Source organism: Rhizobium sp. WSM4643 (genome assembly GCF_025152745.1).
Classification (GTDB): domain Bacteria; phylum Pseudomonadota; class Alphaproteobacteria; order Rhizobiales; family Rhizobiaceae; genus Rhizobium; species Rhizobium leguminosarum_I.
This window is the reverse complement of sequence record NZ_CP104040.1, coordinates 1,835,717-1,860,733: the sequence shown is the minus strand read 5'-3', so window position 1 is coordinate 1,860,733 and position 25,017 is coordinate 1,835,717. Positions and strand designations below refer to the sequence as shown.

At 62.1% G+C, this 25,017-nt stretch carries 20 protein-coding genes and 2 pseudogenes; 12 read left to right on the top strand and 10 right to left on the bottom strand.

Annotated features, from left to right (window positions below; all coding sequences use genetic code 11):
• The first annotated feature begins 163 nt into the window (after positions 1-163).
• From N1937_RS09460 to N1937_RS09425, 8 genes and pseudogenes are all read left to right on the top strand, one after another.
• Positions 164-913, top strand: a complete 750-nt coding sequence (locus N1937_RS09460) for a cytochrome c biogenesis CcdA family protein (protein ID WP_162118667.1) — start codon at positions 164-166, stop codon at positions 911-913.
• A gap of 115 nt (positions 914-1,028) precedes the next feature.
• A pseudogene (locus N1937_RS09455) lies at positions 1,029-1,209 on the top strand (alpha/beta fold hydrolase); the annotation flags it as partial.
• Between the two features lie 218 nt (positions 1,210-1,427).
• The gene (locus N1937_RS09450) at positions 1,428-2,465 is read left to right on the top strand and encodes an LLM class flavin-dependent oxidoreductase (protein ID WP_222290932.1); all 1,038 of its coding nucleotides are present in this window, start codon (positions 1,428-1,430) and stop codon (positions 2,463-2,465) included.
• A gap of 472 nt (positions 2,466-2,937) precedes the next feature.
• Positions 2,938-4,467 carry an aldehyde dehydrogenase (NADP(+)) gene (locus N1937_RS09445; RefSeq protein ID WP_222290929.1) on the top strand — a complete coding sequence of 510 codons (1,530 nt, stop codon included), beginning with the start codon at positions 2,938-2,940 and terminating at the stop codon, positions 4,465-4,467.
• Positions 4,468-4,843: 376 nt separating this feature from the next.
• Positions 4,844-5,635, top strand: coding sequence for an SDR family NAD(P)-dependent oxidoreductase (locus N1937_RS09440; RefSeq protein WP_222290926.1), 792 nt, complete (start codon positions 4,844-4,846; stop codon positions 5,633-5,635).
• 293 nt (positions 5,636-5,928) lie between these two features.
• On the top strand, positions 5,929-6,417 hold the full coding sequence (locus N1937_RS09435; protein WP_222290923.1) for a cupin: 489 nt from the start codon (positions 5,929-5,931) through the stop codon (positions 6,415-6,417).
• Positions 6,418-6,625: 208 nt separating this feature from the next.
• Positions 6,626-7,561, top strand: a complete 936-nt coding sequence (locus N1937_RS09430; RefSeq protein WP_222290920.1) for an MBL fold metallo-hydrolase — start codon at positions 6,626-6,628, stop codon at positions 7,559-7,561.
• 239 nt (positions 7,562-7,800) lie between these two features.
• Positions 7,801-7,959: pseudogene (locus N1937_RS09425) on the top strand (AEC family transporter); the annotation flags it as partial.
• On the opposite strand, the gene N1937_RS09420 reads toward N1937_RS09425, so the two are convergent.
• From N1937_RS09420 to cysG, 5 genes are read right to left on the bottom strand one after another with little or no spacing between them, the layout of a single operon-like run.
• Positions 7,927-9,138, bottom strand: coding sequence for a UbiH/UbiF family hydroxylase (locus tag N1937_RS09420; RefSeq protein ID WP_260058416.1), 1,212 nt, complete (start codon positions 9,136-9,138; stop codon positions 7,927-7,929). The pseudogene N1937_RS09425 and the gene N1937_RS09420 sit on opposite strands and share 33 nt — an antisense overlap.
• A gap of 39 nt (positions 9,139-9,177) precedes the next feature.
• A complete protein-coding gene (locus N1937_RS09415) occupies positions 9,178-9,690 on the bottom strand; it encodes a DUF934 domain-containing protein (RefSeq protein ID WP_260058415.1) in 513 nt (170 codons plus the stop codon).
• A 10-nt stretch (positions 9,691-9,700) separates the two neighbouring features.
• Entirely contained in the window at positions 9,701-11,371 is a 1,671-nt protein-coding gene (locus tag N1937_RS09410; RefSeq protein WP_162119654.1) for a nitrite/sulfite reductase, read from the bottom strand.
• Positions 11,372-11,379: 8 nt separating this feature from the next.
• Positions 11,380-11,694: a DUF2849 domain-containing protein gene (locus N1937_RS09405; RefSeq protein ID WP_017964185.1), complete on the bottom strand. Its 315-nt coding sequence runs from the start codon at positions 11,692-11,694 to the stop codon at positions 11,380-11,382.
• Positions 11,695-11,696: 2 nt separating this feature from the next.
• A complete protein-coding gene (gene cysG / locus N1937_RS09400) occupies positions 11,697-13,133 on the bottom strand; it encodes a siroheme synthase CysG (protein ID WP_260058414.1) in 1,437 nt (478 codons plus the stop codon).
• Positions 13,134-13,402: 269 nt separating this feature from the next.
• Between cysG and N1937_RS09395 the strand changes: the two genes are divergently transcribed.
• From N1937_RS09395 to N1937_RS09385, 3 genes are all read left to right on the top strand, one after another.
• Positions 13,403-13,990 carry a deaminase gene (locus tag N1937_RS09395; protein WP_260058413.1) on the top strand — a complete coding sequence of 196 codons (588 nt, stop codon included), beginning with the start codon at positions 13,403-13,405 and terminating at the stop codon, positions 13,988-13,990.
• A 51-nt stretch (positions 13,991-14,041) separates the two neighbouring features.
• Positions 14,042-14,881, top strand: coding sequence for a nucleoside triphosphate pyrophosphohydrolase (gene mazG / locus N1937_RS09390; RefSeq protein WP_260058412.1), 840 nt, complete (start codon positions 14,042-14,044; stop codon positions 14,879-14,881).
• Between the two features lie 332 nt (positions 14,882-15,213).
• A complete protein-coding gene (locus tag N1937_RS09385; RefSeq protein WP_017963437.1) occupies positions 15,214-16,521 on the top strand; it encodes an IS4 family transposase in 1,308 nt (435 codons plus the stop codon).
• A 71-nt stretch (positions 16,522-16,592) separates the two neighbouring features.
• On the opposite strand, the gene hflX is transcribed toward N1937_RS09385, so the two are convergent.
• The 5 genes from hflX to N1937_RS09360 form a co-directional block, all read right to left on the bottom strand.
• Entirely contained in the window at positions 16,593-17,918 is a 1,326-nt protein-coding gene (gene hflX / locus N1937_RS09380) for a GTPase HflX (protein WP_260058411.1), read from the bottom strand.
• A 77-nt stretch (positions 17,919-17,995) separates the two neighbouring features.
• Complete coding sequence (gene hfq / locus N1937_RS09375) at positions 17,996-18,238, bottom strand: RNA chaperone Hfq (RefSeq protein WP_003539403.1); 243 nt, start codon at positions 18,236-18,238, stop codon at positions 17,996-17,998.
• Positions 18,239-18,351: 113 nt separating this feature from the next.
• On the bottom strand, positions 18,352-19,215 hold the full coding sequence (locus N1937_RS09370; protein ID WP_260058410.1) for a D-amino-acid transaminase: 864 nt from the start codon (positions 19,213-19,215) through the stop codon (positions 18,352-18,354).
• A 63-nt stretch (positions 19,216-19,278) separates the two neighbouring features.
• Positions 19,279-20,643 carry a nitrogen assimilation response regulator NtrX gene (ntrX, locus tag N1937_RS09365; RefSeq protein ID WP_017964179.1) on the bottom strand — a complete coding sequence of 455 codons (1,365 nt, stop codon included), beginning with the start codon at positions 20,641-20,643 and terminating at the stop codon, positions 19,279-19,281.
• Complete coding sequence (locus N1937_RS09360; RefSeq protein WP_017964178.1) at positions 20,633-22,900, bottom strand: sensor histidine kinase NtrY-like; 2,268 nt, start codon at positions 22,898-22,900, stop codon at positions 20,633-20,635. The genes ntrX and N1937_RS09360 overlap by 11 nt, the downstream gene beginning before the upstream one ends.
• A 960-nt stretch (positions 22,901-23,860) precedes the next feature.
• Here N1937_RS09360 and N1937_RS09355 point away from each other — a divergent pair.
• On the top strand, positions 23,861-24,814 hold the full coding sequence (locus tag N1937_RS09355; protein ID WP_260058408.1) for a formylglycine-generating enzyme family protein: 954 nt from the start codon (positions 23,861-23,863) through the stop codon (positions 24,812-24,814).
• Positions 24,815-25,017: the final 203 nt, after the last annotated feature.

Genomic DNA, 25,017 nt, shown 5'->3' with positions numbered 1-25,017 from the left:
AACCGAAAAATTTGCCTTTTTCCAGCGGCCGGCACATTTCTTGCCAAGCGCAAGCAGATGTCTCGCGTGCAAAGACAGATTTCCTGCGCGCGCAAAAAGGTGATTGGCAATCGCTTGCCTGCAAAGCTAGGAACATCACGCAAATTGCAGCCGGAGAGAATGCGTGTCGATTGCCGATATTTCCCTGTGGAGCGCGCTGATTGCCGGAGCGCTTTCGTTTCTGTCGCCCTGCGTGCTTCCCCTCGTCCCGCCCTACCTCTGCTATATGGCCGGAATCTCAGTCGAGCAGTTCCGCGGCGGCGGTGCGATTGCGGTCGCGCCCGGTATCAGGCGCGGCGTCTTCCTCTCTGCCCTCTTCTTCACGCTCGGCTTTGCCACCGTCTTTGTGGCGCTCGGCGCCGGTGCTTCCAGCATCGGCATGGCGCTTCGCCAGCATCTCGACCTCCTGTCGAAGATCGGCGGGCTGATCATCATCGTCATGGGGCTGAATTTCCTCGGCCTCTTCCGAATCGGACTGCTGACCCGCGAGGCTCGCTTCCAGGACGGCGGCAAGCCGGGGACGCTGACGGGCGCCTATGTCATGGGGCTTGCCTTCGCCTTCGGCTGGACGCCCTGCATCGGTCCCGTGCTCGGCGCCATCCTCGGCGTTGCCGCCTCGCGCGAGACGGTCGGCTCCGGCGCCGAACTGCTCGCCGTCTATTCGCTTGGCCTTGCCATCCCCTTCTGGATCGCCGCCGGCTTTTCCGGCGCCTTCATGCGCTTCCTGTCGCGCTTCCGCCGCCATCTCGGCACGGTTGAAAAGGTGATGGGTCTCTTCCTCGTGCTGACCGGCCTCGCCTTCCTGTTCGGATGGGTCAGCAATGTGGCGATCTGGTTCCAGCAGACCTTTCCGATCCTGATGCAGATCGGCTAGATTCCCCACCCAACTACCGGTCGCAGATTTTCGAGGCGATGGCAGCGGCTCGCCGCATGCGCTGCATCTGATCGATTGCTCGATCATCCGCTCATCAGCATGCCGCCAGCGGTAGATGCGCAACGGCCAACAATCGGCGCTGGCAGTCGATGCCATCAAACTGATGGACTCTCTGAACATCGAGCAAACCACTGTCGCGGCTTTCGACTGGCGCGCGGACCGCTGACATTGTCGCCGCGCTCTGGCCGGAACGATGCAAGGGCTTGGTCTCCGTCTACGATTATCTCATCGGCTCGGACTGACGGAGGGCAAGCGAACTCCCCTATCGGATATTTGGATAGTATCCATCAGAATATGACGGGTAGTAGGGCGCCTGTCATCGTGTGATGAAGCGGGAGGCGCTTCTGCCAGATAGACGTGTCCGCTCCATCCGGGGCGAGTCATGAGAAGCTGGAAGCGCCGAAACAGCGACCACCGTGGTTGGGTGGCAACAGCGCCTCGAAAGGATCCTTCGTTGGAAATCGGTATCGATAGTTTTGCGATGCTGCTGAACGACCCCGCTACGGGACGACTGCAGTCAGCCATCGATCGCATGGAGAGCGTACTTGCAGAGGTCGAACTGGCCGATCAAGTCGGCCTCGATGTCTTTGGCATGGGCGAACATCATCGAGAGAACGCGCTTGATTCAGCGCCAGCCGTTATCCTTGCGGCCGCTGCGGCGCGCACGAAGTCGATCAGGCTGACAAGCGCTGTCGCTGTCCTCAGCGCCGCCGACCCCGTGCGGCTCTTTCAGGAATTCGCCACATTGGATCTGATATCGCGCGGACGAGCGGAAATCGTAGTTGGCCGCGGCTCGTCCGTTGAGGCCTATCCCCTGTTCGGATTCGACCTTCGGGACTACGATGCCCTCTTCGCGGAGAAGCTGGACCTGTTGCTGAAGATCAGGGAAAAGCCCAGGATCGAGTGGCAAGGGCGCTTTCGACCGCCCATCGGCGGCCAGGGTGTCTTTCCCCGTCCGCACCAGCCAACCTTGCCAATCTGGCTGGGTGTCGGCGGGACGCCCGAATCCTTCATCCGCGCCGGAACGCTTGGCTTGCCTTTGATGGTCGCGATCATCGGCGGCAGTTTCGAGCGTTTTCTGCCGTTGGTCGAACTCTATCGACGTGCATGGCTTGCCGCGGGCCATCCCAGAGAGGAGCAGAGGGTCGGCGTGCACGCTCTCGGCTTTGTCGGGGAGACTGACAAAGCAGCCAGGGAAGCGTTCTTCCCCGGCTGGTTCCAGATGTTCACGGACGCTGGACGGGAACGGGGCTGGCCACCGCCAACGCAGGCGCAATTCGACTTCATGTGCGGCCCGAACGGGGCGTTTCTGGTTGGCAGCCCGCAGACAGTTGCGGCAAAGATTGAGCATGTTAACAGGACATTGGGTGGAGTTTCTCGCCTCACCTTCCAGATGAGCACCGCCGCCTTGGAGACCGAAGCAATGCGCCGGTCGATCGAACTCCTTGGCACCGATGTCGCACCGATCATTCGCGGACACCGTCTCGACTAGCTCACGAGTCAGCGTTTCCTCGCCGGTCCTCGAAGCGAATTTCACGGCCCGTCCCGGCCGCAGGTTCGTGAAATCGTCGCGCGAAGCCGCCTCCGCCCTCGCTCTGATAGGAGCGAGTTGGAAATGCAGGAACGCCTTCCGAGATGGGCCCGAACTCGCGCACGAGCCGAGCCAACGCATCAATCGGAAACCGAAGGGAGCGCGCGCCGCAAGGCGAACAAGGGCTACCCGCCTAAACGGAGGCAGGCATGAGCGTGCTCAAAACCGTGATCAAGGATCATCAGCATCCGGCGGTCGCAATGGGCGCGCCGCATCTAGCACGGCTTGAAAAGTAATACTTTTGATGAGCGAAGGCTTGGCATACCGGCCGTGGATGCCTATGTGAGTTCGACAGCCATACTCAGACGGTTACGCAAAGCCTCCATTCAGAATGCGAGGGCGGCCATGGCTTCTCATTTTGAAAGGATCCACGATGACACTCTCCGGCGACCTGATTATCGGCGGCGCAAACGTGCGCGGCGCGGCCGCGGCATTCTCCGCAATCAATCCCGCCAACGGCAACCCGATGGAACCGCGCTTCGCCGGCGCGACGAAGGAGCAGGTGGAAGCGGCCACGAGTTTGGCGTGGGACGCCTTCCCGATCTACAAGGAGACGTCGCTCGACGATCGAGCTCGGTTCCTGGAAGCAATCGCCGAAGGCATCGTCGCAATCGGCGACGATCTCGTCCTGCGAGCGATTGACGAGACTGGCCTGCCACGCGGTCGTATCGAGGGAGAGCGCGCCAGGACCGTCGGCCAGCTTCGCCTGTTCGCCAAGGAGATTCGCGACGGCAGGTTTCAGGAACTTCGCTTTGATCCGGCTGATACGGAGCGCAGGCCAGTTGCAAAGCCGGACCTTCGCCTGCGAAACGTTGCTCTCGGCCCTGTCGCGGTGTTCGGGGCATCGAATTTTCCCCTCGCCTTCTCTGTCGCTGGCGGTGACACCGCCTCCGCCCTCGCCGCCGGCTGCCCGGTTATCGTCAAGGCGCACTCCGCCCATCCCGGCACGTCCGAGCTGGTCGGCAGAGCCGTCGCGGACGCGGTCGCAGCATGCGGCCTTCCGCGGGGGACGTTTGGGCTTTTGTTCGACGCGGGATTCGAGGTGGGCCAGGCTCTGGTCGCCGACCACCGCATACGCGCCGTCGGCTTCACGGGCTCGCGCCGTGGCGGCACCGCGCTGATGAAGATTGCCTCGGAGCGGAAGCAGCCGATACCTGTCTACGCCGAAATGAGCAGCATCAACCCTGTCATCCTCTATCCCAATGCACTTCGCAGCAGAGGAGCGGAGATCGGAAAATCGTTCGTCTCCTCTCTGATCCTCGGCGCTGGCCAGTTCTGCACCAATCCTGGCCTGATCATCGCCGTCGAGGGTGCGGGCCTCGATGCCTTCATCGGGAGTGCCGCCGCAGCGCTTTCGGAATCGCAGGCTCAAACAATGCTCACTGGTGGCATCTGTGATGCATATCGCAATGGCGTCGCAAGGCTGTCGTCATCGTCTTCCGTTTCGCAAGTGGCCGTTGGGAAGGAGGGGACGCCCCATCAGGCCGCGGCGGCGCTCTTCGAGACGACCGCGGCTGCGTTCCTCGCGAATCCGGAACTTCAACAAGAGGTTTTCGGCGCCTCAGGACTGATCGTCCGCTGCCGTGACGATGAGGAGTTGCGAAGGGTCGTGGGATCCCTGGAAGGTCAGTTGACCATCGCCCTGCACGCGGACGCCGGAGACATCGGGGCCGCCTCGCCGATGATCTCGCAGTTGGAGCTTCTGGCCGGCCGACTTCTCGTCAACGGCTTCGGAACCGGGGTCGAGGTATCCCCGGCGATGGTCCATGGCGGACCCTATCCAGCCACATCGGACGGACGATCGACCTCGGTCGGGACCTTGGCGATCCATCGCTTCCTACGCCCGGTCTCCTATCAGGACTTTCCGATAGATCTGCTTCCCGAGCCGCTCAAACCATTCTAAGCGCGTCTAGCCTCGGGCAACAGAACGTCGTGGATGCGATCGATGCATCCACGACGCAGGTCAGAATACCGCTGTTCTGGCGACCATCGTAGCTTTTTGCCCGCCACCACCCGCGATGATCTGCGCGATGTTTGTGACCAGGGGTTGGCTGGCATTCCCGTCGTGAAGCGCCAAAAAAGCCCGCCGTAGTGAAGAAGGTGCGATCATTGTCTTCCAGGCGGGCCGGATCGGCGACTTCGATAAACCTGGCGAGAGCTACTTCGGTTCTAGGCCCCGGCCGCCCCAATGGAAGGGAAAGGATTATCCGCATCATAGGCTGTTGCGCGATCGGTCGCCAGTTCATACGTTCTCTCATCCAACCTCACAGGAGCAGAAGATGCAGATCGACCTCACAGCCAAGACCGCTCTGGTTACCGGATCCACTGAAGGCATTGGATACGCAATCGCCCGCCAGCTCGCGAGGGCGGGCGCGGACGTGGTGGTCAACGGCCGGTCCGAGGAAAAGACCGCGAAGGCCGCCGGTCGCCTGAAAGGCGAAGGCGCCAAGGGAAGCGTGACCGCGGCGGCAGCGGATCTCGCCACCGCTGCCGGATGTGACGCTCTTGTCGCCCAAGTTCCTCACGTCGACATCCTCATCAACAACGCGGGCATCTTCCAGCCGCTAGACTTCTTCGATGCGGACGACGAGGTATGGGACCGCCACTGGCAGGTGAACGTCATGTCCGCCGTCAGGCTTTCGCGCGCATATCTTCCGGGCATGCAGAAGCTCGATTGGGGCCGCGTCATCTTCATCGCGTCTGAATCCGGCTTTAACATACCGGTCGAAATGATCCACTACGGTGTCAGCAAGACCGCGGACATCGCGGTCGCCCGCGGCCTTGCCAAGCGCATGGCTGGCACCGGCGTCACCGTGAACTCAGTCCTTCCCGGCCCCACGCTGTCGGAGGGCGTCGAGGCGATGCTCGCAGAGGAACGTGCGAAGACGGGGAAACCGATCGAGGAGGTGGCAGCGGACTTCGTCAAGAAGCACCGCGCCGGTTCGATCATCCAACGCGCCGCGAGCGTCGAGGAAATTGCCAATCTCGTCACCTATCTGGCCTCCCCTTTGGCGTCCGCAACGACTGGAGCTTCGATGCGCGTGGACGGAGGCCTGATCGACACGCTCTGACGGACGCCACCGACTGGCCACTGCACCGTCTTCGCCGGAAGTTGTCTCCGCGATGCGCTGCGGTGGCGGGCTGGCGGCCCTTCCAAAGCCTTCCAATTCTGACCCTTTCGCAGACCGGTAACTTGTCGAAAAGACGGCACGTCAAGGAACCGCTGGCCACCGCCAAGGTTTAGCCACGAGAACATCAGCGCAGATGATTCAATGGAGAACGCGGCGAAAGACTTGGGCGAACAACGTCGACGGCTCGATGGCCGTTGCGTCGAGGCAATCGACGACTAGCTTGGGAATTCAGCATGAACACCGAGACGATCATTTTCGGGCCGAGCGACTGGGTCCCAAACAACCCGCATTTTCCTGTATTGCTTTACAGAGGGCTGTTTGCCGACGGCGGACCGATCGATTTCGAGCGTCGCTTCGCGGCAAACGGTTGGACAGGCATCTGGACAAACGGTGTCTTCGATTACCAGCACTACCATTCCGGTGCCCATGAAGTGCTGGGAATTGCACGTGGTAGCGCCACGCTGCTGATTGGTGGTCCCGGCGGTCAAGCAATAGCGGTGGCGGCCGGAGACTGTCTGGTGCTTCCAGCCGGGACAGGGCACCGAAATCTCGATTGCACGTCGGACTTCCAGGTCATCGGCGCTTATCCTAAGGGACAGCATGCCGACATTCAGACTTCGGCTGCTTCAAGCGAGACGCTGACGAAAATCTCGTCAGTTCCCCTACCCCACACCGATCCCGTTCAAGGACCATCGGGATTTCTCATTGAGAAATGGCGGTAGCAGGCTCGCCGCGTTCGCCGATCTGATCGACGCCGCCCCATCAGCACGCCGCCGGCAGCAAAAAGCGAGGCCTGCACCTATGCCGTGGTATGGCTTGCCCTGTCCCTCGGCCCCACTCGTCCTTATCCCTCGACCAATCGATCGCAAACTCAGCTCCATATAGCGTCGTCGATGCCGTGTTTAAGGCGGCGGTCAGAAGGAGACGAACATGAACCTTGAGACAAAGATGAGCCTGGAAAACACCGCACACCCCGGCAGACCTCGGCTCGACGAATTGGTTCCGTCGCGCTACGCGGTGCAGATCGGCGAGATTGAGGTGCTGGTGGTCAGCGATGGAGTGCTACCGCTCCCAACCGCGATGCTGGGACACAACGCCGATCCCACCGTCCGAGCGGCTTGGCTGAAAGAGATGTTCCTGCCAGCGGATGCTTTCGACTGGGCGCTGAACGTGGTCGTGGTGCGCAGCGGCGACCAGACCATACTCCTCGACGCCGGGCTGGGGATCGACCCGGACTTGCATCTGCCGCGGGCCGGGCAGTTGATGAAGCGACTGGAAGCCGCCGGCATCGATCTTGCGTCGGTGACCGACGTGGTGCTGACCCACATGCACATGGACCATATTGGCGGGCTGCTCGTCGATGGGGTGAAGGACCAGTTGCGTCCTGACCTGCGGATCCACGTGGCGGCCGCCGAGGTCAAGTTCTGGGAGGCACCCGATTTCTCCCGGGTCTCCATGCCGCCGGGCTTTCCAGACGCGCTTCGGGCGACCGCCAAGCGGTTCGCCGAAGAGTATCGCAGCCATTTCAGGCTGTTCGATGACGAGTACGAGGTGGCGCCGGGCGTGGTCGTCCATCGCACCGGCGGCCACACCCCGGGGCACAGCGTGATCCGCCTGACATCCGGCGGCGACCGGCTGATGTTTGCCGGCGACGCCGTATTCGCGGTCGGGTTCGAACACCCCGACTGGTTCAACGGCTTCGAACACGACCCCGAGGAGGCGGCGCGCGTTCGCCTCCGTCTGTTGCGGGAACTGGCGGATACCGGCGAGCAACTGGTGGCCACTCACCTGCCGTTCCCGTCAGTCGGCCGGGTAGCGGTCGACGGCGACGCCTTTCGCTGGGTAGCGGCCTTCTGGGACTACTGATCGATCGTTGGGTTGGGATCTTAGAGCGTGTACTCATCGCGTGAATGAGTCCACGCTCTACTGGTTTGTTTTTTGAGCAATTCCGAACGCAAAAACCGCTACACACTTTTGCTGGAATTGCTCTTGTTTCTGCGCAATTCCGGACGCAAAACCGCGACACACTTTTGCTGGAATTGCTTAAGTCAGATCCTGACCCACCGATCATCCTCGCTTCCTGGAAGATCTCTTGGCCGAAATCGTCAGCGACTAATGTCTTCGTCATCGGCCAGCAATACGGCGTCTGGCAGGAGCGCGCCTCAGCGACGATCCTGATCACGATGCTGCTTTCGGTGGTGACGGTTCCGCTCTGGCTGATCGTGATCCGATCAGGCCTTCTTCCGCTTCAGCTTTTCCCGTAGCGCATCCGGAATATCGCGGAAGCCGCGGCCGGGCTCGATGCCCTCGCGCATGACGATGTTGCGCAGCGGCGGTATCGCCGAGAGGATATGCAGGCCGGCAGCGCGCAGCATCTGCACGGGCAGGAAATCCGAGAGCAGCGAGCGGTTGAGAAGATCGACACTGGCCGTGCGCGTCATGATATCGGCGCGGCGCCTGCGGTCGAAGCTTTCGCCGGCATCGGCCGGCACCGGCAATTCCGCCCTGTCGCAAAGGATATCGGCAAGCGCCATGATATCGCGCAGGCTGAGGTTCAGCCCCTGCGCGCCGATCGGCGGGAAGACATGGGCGGCCTCGCCGATCAGCGCGACGCGCCCCTTGCCGAAACGATGCGCCATCATGCCGGACAACGCCCAGACCTGGACACCCTCCTCGACATCAACCTTACCGAGCATGGACTGCATGCGTGCCTCGACAAGAGCGCCGAGCTCGGCAAGCGGCAATTCCATCCGGCTCGTCGCCTCAGCGGGATCCTGCACCCAGACGAGGCTGGAGCGGCTTCCCGGCAGCGGCACCTGGGTGAAGGGACCGTGTTTGGTGTGAAACTCGGTCGAGATGTTCTGGTGCGGCAGCGAATGGGCGAAATTCAGCACCATGGCCGATTGCGGATAGGACCAGTTGCGCACGGTAATGCCTGATGTTTCGCGCAGCTTCGAGCCGCGGCCATCGGCGCCGACGGCAAAATCGGCCGACAGCATCTCGCCGCCGGCAAGCGTGATCGAGACCACTTCGGCTGATATGTCGATCGATTCGGCCATATCGGTGAAACGGGTGATATTGCCCTCGCCGGCAGCGGCCTCTTCGAGGATATCGATCAGCGCCCTGTTGGGGAAATTGTAGCCGAAGGCATCCAGGCCGACATCGGCCGCGCGGAAGGTGGTGGTCGGCGCGCGCAGCAGCCTGTCGGTGCCGTCGACGATGCGCATGCTGGAGAGAGGGGCGGCTGCGGGGCGGAGCTTTTCCCAGAGCGCCAGGCGGTCGAGGAAGCGGATCGACTGATCCATCAGCGCCGTGGTGCGCCGGTCTTCTTTCGAAGCGAGAGGCGCTACCAACGCGACGTTGCGACCGCCGCGCGCCAGCGCGATTGCGGCGATCATGCCGCTGAGACCGCCACCGATCACAGCCACTTCGAATGTCTTCATGCTATCGTTCCGCCATCGTAATAAGGACGGAGCGACCGCTTATGCGGCCGGCTTCGCCTGTCGGCGCCAACTATAGCCCTTGCCGGCTTCGGCGTCACGCACCGCCGGCTGATAATGATGGGGAATGGCGGGAAGACGGTTTTCGCTCAGCCGCTTCAGCGCCGTGGCGTTGCTGACGGAAAAGCTGTCGATGCCGACGCGCAGCATAAGCGGCACCTGATCGATCAGCACGTCGCCGACGGCGCGCAGCTCGTTGGTGTAGCCGAGCCGCTGGCGCAGCAGCGAAGCATGGCTGAAGGCGCGGCCGTCGTTGAAAGCCGGAAAGGCGACAGCGACGATTTCCAGGCGATCGAGATAGGGCGCCAGCCGGCGCACATCGTCGGCCGGCCTGATCAGCACGCCGAGGCCGACATCGTTGCTTTCGTCGGCCTTGGCGATCAGTTCGTCGAGACTAAGCAGCGGCTTCTGCTCCTCGGTCGCCTTCACCTCCTCGGTTTCGATCACCCAGGGATCGTTTTCGACAAAACCGGTTTCTCTCCAGATCTTCGTCATCATCCCCTCCTTATGCCGCTTCGGCGGCCGAGCCGTAGAGCGCAGTCTTGAAAGGCTGCGGTCCGACACGGCGATAGGCGGCAAGGAAGTTCTCGGATTGATCGAGGCGCAGGCCGAGATAGGTGTCGACGATCGTCTCGATCGCATCCGTCACCCGGTCCGGCTCGAAGCCGCGGCCGATGATTTCGCCGATCGAGGTATGTTCGTCGCCCGAGCCGCCGAGCGTGATCTGGTAGAGTTCGGCGCCCTTCTTTTCCACACCGAGCAGGCCGATATGGCCGACATGGTGATGGCCGCAGGCATTGATGCAGCCGGAGATCTTGATCTTCAGCTCGCCGATCTCTGCCTGGCGTTCGGCATTGCCGAAACGCCGGGAGATTTCCTGCGCCAGCGGAATCGAGCGCGCATTGGCGAGCGCGCAGTAGTCGAGGCCGGGACAGGCAATGATATCGGTGATCAGGCCGGCATTGGCTTCCGCCAGCTTGATGGCGACGAGGCCGCGATAGACGGCTTCGAGATCGGCAAGCGCCACATGCGGCAGGATCAGGTTCTGCTCATGGCTGACGCGGATTTCGTCGAAGGCATATTCCTCGGCGAGATCGGCGATCGCATCCATCTGCGCATCCGAGGCATCGCCCGGAATGCCGCCGATCGGCTTCAGCGAGATCGTCACCATGCCGTAGTCGGGGTTCTTGTGCGGCTGCACGTTCTGCTGCACCCAGCGGGAGAAACCTGAATCGGCCTTCTTCCAGCGGGCGAGGTTTTCCCAGCCTTCGGCGCGCTCGGGCAGCTCAGGCGGCGCGAAATAGGCAGCGATCGCCTGGACGTCCTTTTCCGGCAGCTTGAGCTCGGTATCCTTCAGCGCAGCGAATTCGGCCTCCACCTGGCGCGTCAGCTCCTCGGTGCCAGTTTCGTGCACCAGGATCTTGATGCGAGCCTTGTATTTGTTGTCGCGGCGGCCGTGCAGATTGTACACACGCACAATGGCCGTGGTGTAGGAAAGCAGGTCTTCCTCGGGCAGGAAGTCGCGGATCAGCTTGGCGATCATCGGCGTACGGCCCTGGCCGCCGCCGACATAGACGGCAAAGCCGATTTCGCCCTTGTCGTTCTTCTTCACGTGCAGGCCGATATCATGGACCTGGATTGCGGCGCGGTCACGCTCGGCGCCGGTGACGGCGATCTTGAACTTGCGCGGCAGGAAGGAGAATTCCGGGTGGACCGACGACCACTGGCGCAGGATTTCGGCGTAAGGCCTGGGATCGGCGATCTCATCGGCGGCGGCACCGGCGAAGTGATCGGCGGTGACGTTTCTGATGCAGTTGCCCGAGGTCTGCAGCGCATGCATCTCGACGCTGGCCAGGTCGGCCAGCGCATCGGGAATGTCGGACAGTTTCGGCCAGTTGAACTGCAGGTTCTGGCGCGTGGTGAAGTGGCCATAGCCGCGGTCATAGGTGCGGGCGATATGGGCGAGCATGCGCAGCTGGCGCGCGCTCAGCGTGCCATAGGGAATGGCGATGCGCAGCATGTAGGCGTGGAGCTGCAGGTAGACGCCGTTCATCAGGCGCAGCGGCTTGAACGCGTCCTCGGCGAGCTCGCCGGAAAGGCGGCGCTGAACCTGGTCGCGAAACTGCTCGACGCGCTCGGTAACAAAGGCATGGTCAAATTCGTCGTAACGGTACATCGTCTTCCTCAGACTGCAATGAATTCGGGATCGGCAGGAGCGTAGCCCGGGGCATATTCCATGGTCGGGCCTTGTGCGCGGATGCGCTCGCGAAGGCGAAGCGGCCAGAGAATGCCGTTGGTTTCCTGAACGTCAACGACGGCGACGTCAACGACCTCGTTGTCGGCGTAGGATTTCTTGCCGATCGCCTCAAGCGCCGCAACGGCCTCGGCATGACGGGCAACGAGCGCCTCCTGCAGCGAGGTCGACCACTTCCCATTCGCATCCAGCCAGACGGCAATGCCGTCCGTCAGCCGGTTGGCGGTCAGAACCCTGTCACCCATATTCAGCTCCTTGCAAGTTCCTCGAGCCGGGCGTTTGCGCGCACCAGGGGCTCGGACAGTTCGAAATTGGCGCCGGCGACCGCATCGCCGATGATGACCATGACAGGCCCGGTCAATTCGTCGCGGTGCTGCAGATCGGGCAGATCGGCAAGCGTGCCATGCAGCAGGCGGCGTTCGGCGCGGCTGGCATTTTCGATGACGGCGACGGTGGTCTCAGACGGAATGCCCGCCTGCATCAGCCGCTCGGCGACGGAGGCGGCAACAGTGCGGCCCATATAGACGGCGATCGTCGCGCCGGAGACGGCAAGGCTTGCCCAATCGGGCAGCACGTCGCCGGTGAGATCATGGCCTGTCGTGAAGACCAGCGAGGAGGCGACGCCGCGCAGCGTCAGCGGCAGCTCGAAATCGGCAGCGGCGGCGAAAGCCGAGGTGATACCGGGCACGACCTCATAGGTGATGCCGGCAGCGCGCAGTGCCGCCATCTCTTCCCCTGCCCGGCCATAGACCAGCGGATCGCCGGATTTCAGGCGGACGACACGCTTGCCCTGGCGGCCGAGATCGACCAGCAGTTCGTTGATCTCTTCCTGGGATTTCGAATGGCAGCCCTTGCGTTTGCCGACGGAAAGCCGCTCGGCATCGCGGCGGCCAATATCGACGATCGCCTGCGGCACGAGCGCGTCATAGACGATGACGTCGGCTTCCATCATCACGCGCTGGGCGCGCAACGTCAGCAGATCCTCGGCACCCGGACCGGCGCCGACCAGCCAGACGTGGCCGGCGACCTTGTCCATCGCGTGCAGCAGCCGATCGGCGGCTTGGCGAGCCTGCGGCAGGTTGCCGTTGGCGACCGCACCGGCAACGGCACCGGAGAAGAAGCGGCGCCAGAAGACCCGGCGGGAGACGCCTCTCGGAATCAGTTGTTCGACGGCCTTGCGGTAGCTCGTCGCCAGCCCGGCAAGGCGGCCGAGCGAGGGCGAAAGAAGCTGATCGATCTGCGCGCGGATCATCTGCGCCAGAACCGGCCCTGCCCCTTCGGTGCCGATCGCAACGGCGACGGGCGCGCGGTTGACCAGCGCCGGCGTAAAGAAATCGCAGTAATCGGGCTGATCGACGGCATTGGCCGGAATTCTGGCCGCACGGGCGGCATCGACGATGCTGCGGTCGTCGGCTTCATTGCCGGTTGCGGCGAAGACGAGCGCCGAACCCTCGACCTGTTCGGCTGAGAAGGCAGCGCGCACGGTCTCGATCCGGCTGGCGATCAGGAAGGCGTGGTAATCGGCTTCCGGCCGATCGGCATAGGCGACAATCCGCGCCTTCGTGTTCAGCAGCAGCCGCACCTTGGCGAACGCTTCGTCGCCATTGCCGAAGACAGCCGTCTTCTGGCCTTCCACGCGAAAGAAGGCGGGAAATACCGAAAGCTGTTCTGTCTTGGAAGGCATCATCAATCCACTTCGAAGTTGCCGGAATATGCCCTTGATCGACAAGGGATTGAAGGAACAGAAATTCGAAAGCCCAGGCAAGCGGGTATTCTTTTGCTCGTGCCGTCAGTGATTTGAGAAAAGTCACCCGTGCTGCCAAAAAGCCGCATATTTCTCAGCCCGCTTGGTGCAGCGCAGTATAAAGCCTGTGGCAAAAGACGTCCACCGGCGCCTGACGCATTTCATCCGCGCCGCCAAGGCGATAGACTGAAGAAAACTGGAGGGCCGTCATGCCTGATAAGACTATTGCCTCCCGCCTGCTTTCGGTCCTGGAGGAGGATATCCTGCCGCTGACGGAGCGTGGCGTTTCGCTTGGCAACAAGGTGTTCGGTGCAGCGATCTTAAGGAAAACCGATCTTTCGCTCGTCGTCGCCGAGACCAATAACGAGCTGGAGAATCCGCTCTGGCACGGTGAGGTACATACGCTGAAGCGCTTCTACGAGCTTGGCGACAAGCCGCCGACCAAGGATCTGATCTTCCTGTCGACGCACGAGCCCTGCACCATGTGCATGTCGGCGATCACCTGGGCGGGCTTCGACAATTTCTACTATTTCTTCAGCCATGAGGATTCCCGCGACGCCTTCGCCATTCCGCATGATTTGAAGATCCTCAAGGAAGTCTTCGGGCTTGAACCCGGCGGCTACCGCAGGCAAAACGCCTTCTGGAACAGCTTTGCTATCGCCGATATCATCGAGACCGAAGAGGCTACGCTGAAAAACGCGCTGAAGGCGCAGACCGCCCGCATCAAGGCGCGCTACGACGCCCTGTCGACCAGCTACCAGTCGTCGAAGAGCGCCAACGACATTCCATTGAACTGAGGGCCCCTGAACTGAGGGCCTCTGAACTGAAGTCTGCTGAACCGAGGCAACATGGAACCTTCCAAAGACATTTCGCGGCTGATCGAGATCATGGCGGCGCTGCGCCATCCCGAAACGGGCTGCCCCTGGGACATCGTGCAGAACTTCGAGACGATCAAGCCCTATACCATCGAGGAGGCCTATGAGGTCTCCGACGCGATCGAGCGCGGCGATATGGACGATCTCTGCGACGAGTTGGGCGACCTGCTGCTGCAGGTGGTCTTCCACGCCCGCATGGCCGAGGAGGCCGGCGAATTTTCCTTCGGCGACGTGGTCAACGCCATCACCGCCAAGATGATCCGCCGCCATCCGCACGTCTTTGCCCGCTCGCCGGCAGATACGCCGGACGCGGTGAAGAGACAATGGGACGAGATCAAGCAGGCGGAGAAACGCGAGCGCACTGAGCGACGGTCACGGCGCGGCATCACCGACGATTTCAACAGCGGCTTCCTCGGCTCCGTGCAGCGCAGCTTTCCAGCTTTGACGGAAGCCCTGAAGCTGCAGGAACGCGCCGCCAAGGTCGGCTTCGACTGGGCGGCACCCGAGCCGATCCTCGACAAGATCGAGGAAGAGATCGGTGAATTGCGGGCAGCCCTTCGGGAGGGCGATCAGGCAAAGGTCAGCGACGAACTCGGCGACCTGATCTTCGCGGTCGTCAATATCGGCCGGCATGTCAAGGCCGATCCGGAGCAGGCCGTGCGCGGAACGAATACGAAATTCCGGCGTCGTTTCCGTCATATAGAACAAGTTCTTGAAGCAGAAGGCGAGACGCTGGAAGACGCGACGCTGGAGCGGATGGAGGAAATCTGGCAGGCGGCGAAGGCGATTGAAAGAGCGATCGTGGCGGAGTGAGTTATCGCCGGCGATTTCTATTGATCGTCGAAGCCAGCCCCTCATCCGGCTGCCGCCACCTTCTCCCCGCCTGCGGGAAGAAGGGGATATGCCGCAGCCTCACCGTGCCCCACCAACCTTTCGCAGGGCACGTCCCCTCGCCCCGTTTTTGCGCTAGGGCATATACATAAGTCGGTGCGACGGATTGACTCGGTTTGCGGGGGTCGGATTCCTTTACTGCGGGCTGTATGATTGTTTTGGCGACGTTTTGATTTGGGAGCGTCGCCGATGGATGTAGGGCATGATTTTTCGTTGGGCCGGTTTGGAGATCGTCGTCTCGATAAAGGGGGGCGGTGCTGCTCCGTCGCATTGTGCTGCGCGAGACGGTTTGCCTTCGCCAGTTGGCCGAGGGCAACCATTCGCAGGAGATCCGGTTCGGGCGTTTTCTCAACAACAGTGCGGTGAGCGTGGAAGAGATCATTGCCGGCTGGAGCCAGGAGACCCGGTCTGCGGTTGAGGGTCGCCACGTGCTGGCGCTGCAGGACACCAGCGAGATCAAGTTTGCGACGACGCCGGACAGCCGGCGGGAATTGGGCAAGATCAAAAAAGGCAATTGCTTTGGCCTTTTGCTGCATCCGATGCTGGCGCTCGATGCCGACACCGGCAGCTGCCTTGGCCTGGTGGGCGGCCGGGTCTGGACGCGGGGTAGCGAAGAGCTTACGCCGCATGCCGAGCGGCCGTTGAACGAAAAGGAATCGCGGCGCTGGGTGGAGACGGCAGAGGCGGCCAAACTGGTGCTTTCGCGTGCGGCCCGGGTCACGGCGATCGCCGACCGGGAGGGTGACTTCTTCATCATGTGGGCGCGCCTGCCCGATCGGCGCTTCGATCTTTTGTCGCGCGTCATGCATGACCATGCGCTCATCGACGGTTCCAAACTGCGCCGCGCGGTCGAAACGGTGGCGTTTTGCGATACTCAGACGATTGATCTGCGCGAGCGCGCCGACCGTCCGGCGCGGCAGGCGACGGTGTGCCTGCGCTTCGGCGAAGCGACGATCCGGCGGCCGCAAAACCTGCGCGAGGCCGGCCTGCCCGATGGCGTCAGGCTGAGCTGGGTCGAGATCGTTGAACCGGCCGCCCCCGACGGTGTCGAGCCCTTGCACTGGCTGCTCCTGACCACCCATTGGCTCAGCAGCCCGGCCGATGCCTGGCAGATCGTCGCCTGGTACAAGCAGCGCTGGATGATCGAGCAGTTCTTTCGGGTGATGAAGAACCAAGGCTTCAAGATCGAGGACAGCCAGTTGCATCTGGCGGCACGGCTGGAAAAGCTCGTCGCCATCGCCGCCAAGGCCGCAGCAATCGTCCTCCAGCTCGTCCAAGCCCGCAGCGGCGGCGATCACCAGCCGGCAAGCCTGACCTTCACGGCAGCCGAGATCGATACCCTCGCCGCCCTCGAAAGCCGTTTCAAGGGCACAACCAAGCTGCAGTCCAATCCCCACTCTAAGGCCTCGCTGGCTTGGGCCGCCTGGATCATCGCCAAGCTCGGCGGCTGGAACGGCTACGCCTCGGCCAAGCCGCCGGGCCCAATCACCTTCTTCAACGGCCTCAAATACTTTCGAGCCGTCGCCGATGGATGGGCTTTGCGAGATATGTATATGCCCTAGCGTTTTTGCGGGGAGAGGGTTAGGGTGAGGGGCAGCCATTAGCGCGAACCCGACTGCGCCAGGCGCGCGCCTTACCGCTCCCAATCTTCCTTTGAAGACTTCGGTCCGTTGCCGATGCGGCGCTCGAGTTCGGTGGCTTCGGTTTCGGAGAGGCGCAGATCGAGCGTGATCGAGCCGTCTTCATTGTCCTCGCGGCCGTCGACGATCGCGTGGTCGTAAAGCCAGGGTAGCAGTGCCAGCTTGTCGACCGGAAGGCGGATCGTCGCCACAGTCATCACGCCGGACAGTCTGCGGCTGATCTCTTCCATCAGCGTGTCGACGCCCTCGCCGCTGACGGCCGAAACAGCCACCACGTTGCTGGCGCCGGCCGATTTCTGCACCATAGCATCGTGCACTTCGGGCTCCAGCCGGTCGATCTTGTTCCATACTTCGATCAAACGCTTGTCGGCTTCGGCCTCGTCGATGCCGAGATCGTTCAAGATGCGCATCACGTCGGAACTCTGCGCCTGGTTGTCGGCATCGGACATGTCGCGGACATGCAGGATGAGATCGGCTTCCAGCACCTCTTCCAGCGTCGCCCGGAAGGCGGCGACCAGATGGGTCGGCAGGTCGGAGATGAAGCCGACGGTGTCGGACAGGATGACGGTGCGGCCGTGCGGCAGCTTCATGCGCCGAAGGGTCGGGTCGAGCGTGGCAAACAGCATGTCTTCGGCCAGCACACCGGCGCCGGTGATACGGTTGAACAGCGTCGATTTGCCGGCATTGGTGTAGCCGACGAGTGCTACGATCGGGTGCGGCACCTTGCGGCGCTTGGCGCGGTGGAGCTGGCGGGTGCGCACGACCTGCTCCAACTCGCGCTCGAGCTTGATGATGCGGTCCTGCAGCATCCGCCGGTCGGCTTCGATCTGGGTTTCGCCGGGGCCGCCCATGAAGCCGCCGCCGCCGCGCTGGCGTTCAAGGTGGGTCCAGCTTCGGACCAGTCGGCCCTTCTGATAATTCAGATGGGCGAGATCGACCTGCAGCGTGCCTTCCTTGGTGGAGGCGCGGCGGCCGAAGATTTCGAGGATGAGGCCCGTCCGGTCGATGACCTTGGCGTTCCATTCCTTTTCGAGATTGCGCTGCTGCACCGGCGTCAACGGATGATCGACGATGACGAGACCGGAATCGCGCTCATCGAGCAGCGCCTTGATCTCCTCGATCTTGCCGGTGCCGAGCAGTGTGGCCGGTCTCGGATCATTGACCGGGACGATCGAGCCGTTGACGACATCGAGATCGATCGCCTGGGCAAGACCGGTCGCCTCTTCGAGCCGGCTTTCCGGCGTGCGGGTCGATGCCGATTCGCTCTGGCCGCCGCGACTGCGCGATTTCAGAACCGGCACGACGACAGTCGCGCGCATGTCGTCCCTGTGCTTGGCGGCCTCAGGGATGATCGAATCGTTCTTGGTATCGCGTGTCGAAATGACGGCTGATCCTGTTAGGACGCGGCTTCTTCGCTCTCGAACATCTGCATGGGCTGGCCCGGCATGATCGTCGATATCGCATGCTTATACACGAGCTGCGAGTGGCCGTCACGGCGAAGAAGAACACAGAAATTGTCAAAAGACGTAACAACGCCCGTGAGTTTCACGCCGTTGATCAGAAAGATTGTCAGGGAAATCTTTTGCTTGCGAACAGTATTGAGAAATAAGTCCTGAAGATTCTGAGAACGTTCCGCCATCGCGCCGCTTCTTTCTTTATTGCCGACCTGATCTGGCCGGTAGAATATCAATCAACCTCACCATACGAAGACCCGGCGGCATCCTCATTCCGCCTGTCCAGCAAATCTTGGTATCAAATCGCAATCTTTTCCGCAACGTCGAAAAAGGCCTCGCGGACTTTCTGCGAAACGCTGCCTGGATGACCGTTGGCAATGGCCTGGCCATCGACGGAAACGACCGGAAAACAAATGCTTGTGGCAGCAGTGAGGAAGACCTCGCGGGCTGCGAGCATCTCCGAAACGGAGAAGTTCCGCTCAGTGATCGTCAACCCCAGCTTGGCACCGACATCCATCAAGGTGGTGCGGGTAATGCCGCGCAGGATTCCGTGTTCGGCCGGGCGCGTCACCAGCGTTCCGTCCGGATCGACGATCCAGACATTGGTCGCCGCCCCTTCCTTCACCATGCCGTCGCCGTCGACATAGATCGCTTCCTGGGCGCCGGCCTCCTTGGCCTGCTGGCGGGCCATGGCATTCGGCAGCAGGCCGACGGACTTGATGTCGACACGGTCCCAGCGGTTGTCGATAAGGGTGATCGCCTTGATGCCGTTGGCGTTCTTGGCGGCGATGGTCTTGGCATCGGTGCTCTTGGCGGTGATGACAAGCGATGGCGGCGTTCCCTCGGCCGGAAAAACATGATCGCGGCGGGCGACGCCGCGTGTCACCTGCATGTAGAAAAGCCCGTTGCGGACATGGTTGCGGCGCAGCGTCTCGCGAATGACCTGCGTCAGCGCCGCCCGGCCCATCGGCCAGGCGATGCGCAACTCACCGAGCGAACGGTCGAGACGGTTCAGATGGCGTGTGAGATCGACGATATAGCCGTGGCGCACTTCGCAGACCTCGTAGACGCCATCGGCGAACTGGTAGCCGCGATCCTCGATATGCACGCTGGCATCGGAATGCTTGACGTAACGGCCATTCACATAGGCAATTCTCGGCATGGGAAACCTGGTCTTCCGGAAAGCAATATGAGCGCGGCGCAGCGTCGGCCGCGCCGGAAAGGATCAGACGCCGAGCGACTTCAGCTTGCGATGCAGCGCCGAACGCTCCATGCCGACGAATTCCGCGGTGCGCGAGATATTGCCGCCGAAGCGGTTGATCTGGGCGATCAGGTAATCCTTCTCGAACATCTCGCGGGCTTCGCGCAGCGGCAGCGTCATGATGTGATAGTCGTTCTTGGCGGAAACCTTCGGCAGCATGTCGCCGAGATCGGTCGGCAGCATGTCGGCGGTGATCGGCGCATCCGGGCCGTCGGTGCGGGCAAGGATCATCAGCCGCTCGATGTTGTTGCGCAGCTGGCGGATGTTGCCGGGCCAATCATGCGCCTGCAGCACGGCCATGGCGTCATCACCGATGCGGCGCGGACGGATGCCGGCCTGCTCGGATATCTGGCGCATCAGCTGGTCGACGAGGAAGGGAATGTCCTCGCGTCGCTCGGCAAGGGCCGGCACACGCACCGGCACGACAGCGAGGCGATGATAGAGATCCTCGCGGAACCATCCTTCAGCGATGCGGCTCTCAAGATTATAGGCGGTCGAGGAGATGATGCGGACATCGACCTTGACTCGCTTGGAACCACCAACCCGCTCGAACTGCTGATCGACCAGCACGCGCAGGATCTTGTTCTGCGTCTCGCGCGGCATTTCGCCGACTTCGTCGAGATAGAGGATGCCACGATGGGCTTCTTCGAGCGCGCCGATCTTTCGCGCCTGGCCGGGCGTGCCCTCGGTGCCGAACAGCGCCACTTCCATGCGTTCGGGCGTGATGTTGGCGGCGTTGATCGCGACGAAGGGGCCGTTGGCGCGGGCCGACTTCTTGTGGATCATCCGCGCCACCAATTCCTTGCCGGAGCCGGAGGCGCCGAGGATCATGATGCGGCTGTTGGTCGGTGCAACCTTCTCGATCGTCTGGCGCAGCTGCGAAACGGCAACCGAGGTGCCGATCAACTCCAGCGCATCGCCGGTGCGGCGCTTAAGGTCGGAAACCTCGCGCTTCAGTTTGGAATTCTCCAGCGCCCGTTCGGCGATCAGGATCAGCCGGTCGGCCTTGAAAGGTTTCTCGATGAAATCGAAGGCGCCGCGCTTGATCGCCGAGACAGCGGTCTCGATGTTGCCGTGGCCGGAGATCATCACAATCGGCAGTTCCGGGTGGCGCGTCTTGATCTCGTCAAGCAGCGACAGGCCATCGAGCTTGCTGCCCTGCATCCATATATCGAGGAAGATCAGCCGCGGTACGCGATCGGAAATCGCCGCCAGCGCGCTGTCGCTGTCATGGGCCGTGCGCGTCTCGTGTCCCTCGTCGGAGAGAATGCCGGAAACGATCTCGCGAATATCGTGCTCATCGTCGACGACGAGAATATCAGAGGCCATAAACGCTTTCCTTGTCATTGGCTGCGGGAGCAGGCGTCGGATCCAGGCGTGGCAGATGCACGCGGATCATGGCCCCTCTTCCCCGGTCAAAATCGGCGGGCGCATCATGCAGTTCCAGCTGCCCGCCATGTTCCTCGATGATCTTCTTGACGATGGCGAGGCCGAGGCCGGTGCCCTTCTCACGCATCGTCATATAAGGTTCCAGAATGCTATGGCGGTTCTCCACCGGCAGGCCGCGGCCATTGTCGATCACGTCGACGGTGAAGCGGTCGCGGCCGGTATCGAGGGCGGCGCGGACGAGAACCTTGCGTTCGTCCCGCTCGTCGCTCGGAACGGCCTCGATCGATTCGACGGCATTCTTGATGAGATTTCCAAAAGCCTGGCCGAGCATGCGACTGTCGAACAGGCCCTCCAGAGGCTGGTCGCCGAAATCCTGCTCGAAGGTGACGTGATGGTTGCCCATCTCACGCAGGAAGATCGCGTCGCGCAGGATATTGCGCAGATCGCTCGGCTCCTTGGTCGGCTTCGGCATGCGGGCAAAGGCGGAGAATTCGTCGACCATGCGACCGATATCGCCGACCTGGCGGATGATCGTATCCGTGCACTGGTCGAAGACGGTTCGGTCGCCCTGGTCGATCTGCTTGCCGTAGCGGCGCTGGATGCGCTCGGCGGACAGCTGGATCGGCGTCAGCGGGTTCTTGATCTCATGGGCGATGCGCCTGGCCACGTCGCCCCAGGCGGTCGAGCGCTGGGCGATGACGAGGTCGGTGATGTCGTCGAGCGTAATCACGTAGGATTCGCTCATGTCGCGCACTTCTTCGCGAGTGACCTGCACACTCAATGTCCTCACGGTGCCGCCGCGTACCAGCGCGATCTGCTTGCGGAAATCGCCGCGATAACGCACCGCCGCCTCGGTCAGCACGTGATCGACCTCCGGCGCAATGTCGACCAGCTGCTTTCCGAGCATCTCGCCCGCCGATAGCGACATCAGCGTCTCGGCCGAACTGTTGACGATGGCGATGCGGCGGTCCTGCTCTACGCCGATGACGGCGGCGGTGACGCCCGACAGCACCGCTTCGATGAAGCGGCGGCGGTCGTCGACCTCGTCCTTGGCCTCAAGGATCTCGTCGCGCTGGGTGCGGATTTCCGAGATCATCTTGTTGAAGGTGCGCGAGAGATTGGCGACATCGCCGTCAACGGCATGCACCGGCACGACGATGTCCATATTGCCCGATGCAACACTGTCGGCCGCCGTGATCAGCAGGCGGATCGGCCGGACGATGCGGTCGGCGACCGCGATCGCGGTCCAGATCGCCGCCAAGAGCACGATCAGCGCGAAGCCAATATAGAGCACGGCGAAGGCGACCTGCAGCGAGAAGCGGTTGGCCTCCATCGAGCGGTATTCGGTGGCGTTCTCCTCCATCATGCGCATGGCGCCCATGACCTTGGGATCGACGGCGCGCACCGTGTAAAGGAAGGTGCCCTGGATGGCATCGAGCTTGATAATGGCGCCGACGAGATTGGTGACGCCGGGCGGGATCAGTGTCGGCTGGCCGGCAGCCGCCTTTTCCAGCGCGTCCTGTGGAATGGCCGGCAGCGGCTTTTCAGTGGCGATATCGGCCTGGACGATCACCGAGCCGTCGCGCTCGACGAGGAAGGCGCCGAGCAGGCCGCGGCCCCTCGCCTGGCGGGTCATCAGGTCGGCAAAACCCGTCCTGTCGAGACTGTAGAGCGCGCGGTTGCGCTCCAGGTCGTTGGCCATGGAGACCGTCTGCCCCTGCAGATAGCTGGCATTCTCCATCATGTAGGCCTGACCGATATTCCGCGACGAGCTGACGATCGACTGGGTGCGCAGGGCAAACCAGCGATCGAGACCGGCATTCAGCGTGATGCTGGCGAAGATGGCGACGAGGATCGCCGGCGTAATGGCGACGATCGAAAAAAGCACGACGATGCGGATATGCAGGCGGGCTGCCGCACGGCCGCGGGTGCGGGCTTTCAGCAGCCTTGCCACCTCGCGAGCGATCAAGGCCAGCAGCGTCAGCACAAAGAAGGAATTGACGATCACCGAGGTGATGACGACATGTGACGTCGGCGCGATCGGCGTCAGACCGAGCAGCACGAAAAGTGTGGCCGTGGCGCAGAGAAGCGCGCCGCCGGCGAGCACGAGGCCGGGCACGGCAAAAAGGGCGCGGCGATCGGTCACCGTCGTCACCGTCTCGCCCGCCGCCGCCGGCGATACCCCATCCTGCGTCATTCGGCCTCTCTTCAGACGGCACTTGCCGCCTCGCCATCCGATCGAAACCAAGGAAACGCCGGCTTAAAGAAGCCAGCGTTGCAACGACTCGATCGGGAGCGAATGTCTAAACCCTTGCGTGACCTTTAAGCAACGCATTGTGGCGAAAATGCAACGCATCTCGGACATTGTCAAGCTGCGCTGACCTCGTCCGCCACAATGAGCGCCTTCAGTTCGAAGGCCGGTTCGGCAAGCACTGGTCCGGCGATGAAGCTGGCAGGATCGGCTGTTCATCGCACTCCCGGAACGCCAGCAACGCAGACTATTTCGGGCTGCCTTCCGGGCGAGTGGTGCAACTCGGCTTGCAGACTACCATCTAGCCGTCGCCTCCAAGCAGACGTCAATACCGCGCGTCGATTTCGTCGCGCTCCGATCGTAAGTCGCGGTCGTGGGCGCTTTGGGGGTGATCTTCGGGCGAATTTGGCGTTAGAAAGGATAACGCCCTGCCCTTAAGCTTTGAGTCCGATGCCCATCCTCTATCGCAATTTCAAGCTTCTTCGGCGTTCCCGCGGCGGGTATTTCATTTGGCAGACGCCGGCTTGTTCCTGATCGGGGGGCGAGCTTGGCAGTGCAAATCTCAACGCTGCAATCGACTGCTGGATACGGTCCGATGAGGTTCTCGAATTCTCTGGGATATCCGCCTCTCGGCTTGCCTGGACGCATACATAAGACATGCGAATATAACGAGAGCAGGTATCTTACCGTAACCTATGGGCAAAACCGCCCATAGCGTGAAAGGCGACATCCGTGCTGACGCGATATCATCTCCGCGACTTCTATTTCGCTCGATAGACTTCGGCGGGGTCGCGTATTTTACTGTAACCTACTTCAAGAACGCGGCTCTGAGGGATAGTCATCTTGATGGCAGATCGGGAACATGCACTGTTGGATAAACAGCGATAAGCTGCGAGGGTGATGAAAATGATGCCTGACCGGCGCGCGGTGGACGACGCGGGATTTCAGGGTCTGGTCCGGGTAGCCGGCCGTACCTTCACCATGGGATCGAACGAGCATTATGTGGAGGAGGCCCCTGCCCATCCTGTGACGGTCGACGGCTTCTGGATCGACGCCACCCCTGTCACCAACCGGCAGTTCGCCTCATTCGTCAACGCCACCGGACATGTGACCATCGCCGAAATGGCTCCCCGTGCCGAGGACTATCCTGGAGCGCTTCCCAAAATGCTGCGAGCCGGATCTCTGGTGTTCGCGCCGCCGAAAGCCGTCGTCGGCCCCGACATTGCCCAGTGGTGGTCGTTCAAGTTCGGCGCGGACTGGCGACACCCTTACGGCGGTCGCACCGACATCCGCGGCAAGCTCGATCATCCCGTCGTTCATATCGCCTATAGCGACGCCAAGGCCTATGCGGCTTGGGCGGGAAAAGATCTGCCGACCGAGGCCGAGTGGGAGCTGGCTGCGCGCGGCGGCCTTGATGAAGCGGAATTTGCCTGGGGCGACGCGTTGAACCCGGAAGGAAAGCTCATGGCCAATATCTGGCAGGGTACCTTCCCTACGCTGAGCACAAAACCAGCCGGTGCGGACAGAACGTCGCCGGTCGGATCCTTTCCATCAAACGGCTACGGCATCTATGACATGATCGGCAATGTCTGGGAATGGACCTCCGACTTCTGGTCGACACGCCATCCCGAGCCCGCCAGCCATTCATGCTGCATCCCCAGCAATCCACGCGGAGGCGACGCCGACGCCAGCTACGATCCGCGGCTGCCTGACATCAGGATCCCGCGGCGCGTCCTCAAGGGCGGGTCCCACCTTTGCGCGCCGAACTACTGCAGGCGCTATCGTCCGGCCGCCAGACATGCCGAGCCTGAGGACACGTCCACGAGTCATGTCGGCTTCAGATGTGTCAAGCGCGCGTGAGGCGACGTCATGGCCACATGTCGCGTCGGCGGAATAAGCCACCGATGGTGACAAGACCTTTCATCACGTGTCCTTCGTGGTCCGCAGGTTATGGGCGTACTCCCGTGGATTGCGGTTTCCGATTTCGTTCCCGTTCCTTACTGTAAACTACGTTGCTTCCACCCTATTCCGGATCATAATGCACAACTTATAATCCGATGCGG

Excerpts from the sequence above, each read along its gene's own strand:
- N1937_RS09445 (WP_222290929.1), top strand. The coding sequence starts at position 2,938 with ATGACACTCTCCGGCGACCTGATTATCGGCGGCGCAAACGTGCGCGGC.
- N1937_RS09355 (WP_260058408.1), top strand. The coding sequence starts at position 23,861 with ATGATGCCTGACCGGCGCGCGGTGGACGACGCGGGATTTCAGGGTCTG.
- hfq (WP_003539403.1), bottom strand. The coding sequence starts at position 18,238 with ATGGCGGAACGTTCTCAGAATCTTCAGGACTTATTTCTCAATACTGTT.
- N1937_RS09405 (WP_017964185.1), bottom strand. The coding sequence starts at position 11,694 with ATGGGTGACAGGGTTCTGACCGCCAACCGGCTGACGGACGGCATTGCC.
- N1937_RS09415 (WP_260058415.1), bottom strand. The coding sequence starts at position 9,690 with ATGACGAAGATCTGGAGAGAAACCGGTTTTGTCGAAAACGATCCCTGG.
- N1937_RS09360 (WP_017964178.1), bottom strand. The coding sequence starts at position 22,900 with ATGACGCAGGATGGGGTATCGCCGGCGGCGGCGGGCGAGACGGTGACG.
- N1937_RS09430 (WP_222290920.1), top strand. The coding sequence starts at position 6,626 with ATGAACCTTGAGACAAAGATGAGCCTGGAAAACACCGCACACCCCGGC.
- N1937_RS09435 (WP_222290923.1), top strand. The coding sequence starts at position 5,929 with ATGAACACCGAGACGATCATTTTCGGGCCGAGCGACTGGGTCCCAAAC.
- ntrX (WP_017964179.1), bottom strand. The coding sequence starts at position 20,643 with ATGGCCTCTGATATTCTCGTCGTCGACGATGAGCACGATATTCGCGAG.
- N1937_RS09410 (WP_162119654.1), bottom strand. The coding sequence starts at position 11,371 with ATGTACCGTTACGACGAATTTGACCATGCCTTTGTTACCGAGCGCGTC.
- N1937_RS09440 (WP_222290926.1), top strand. The coding sequence starts at position 4,844 with ATGCAGATCGACCTCACAGCCAAGACCGCTCTGGTTACCGGATCCACT.
- hflX (WP_260058411.1), bottom strand. The coding sequence starts at position 17,918 with ATGCGCGCGACTGTCGTCGTGCCGGTTCTGAAATCGCGCAGTCGCGGC.
- cysG (WP_260058414.1), bottom strand. The coding sequence starts at position 13,133 with ATGCCTTCCAAGACAGAACAGCTTTCGGTATTTCCCGCCTTCTTTCGC.
- N1937_RS09420 (WP_260058416.1), bottom strand. The coding sequence starts at position 9,138 with ATGAAGACATTCGAAGTGGCTGTGATCGGTGGCGGTCTCAGCGGCATG.
- N1937_RS09370 (WP_260058410.1), bottom strand. The coding sequence starts at position 19,215 with ATGCCGAGAATTGCCTATGTGAATGGCCGTTACGTCAAGCATTCCGAT.
- mazG (WP_260058412.1), top strand. The coding sequence starts at position 14,042 with ATGGAACCTTCCAAAGACATTTCGCGGCTGATCGAGATCATGGCGGCG.
- N1937_RS09395 (WP_260058413.1), top strand. The coding sequence starts at position 13,403 with ATGCCTGATAAGACTATTGCCTCCCGCCTGCTTTCGGTCCTGGAGGAG.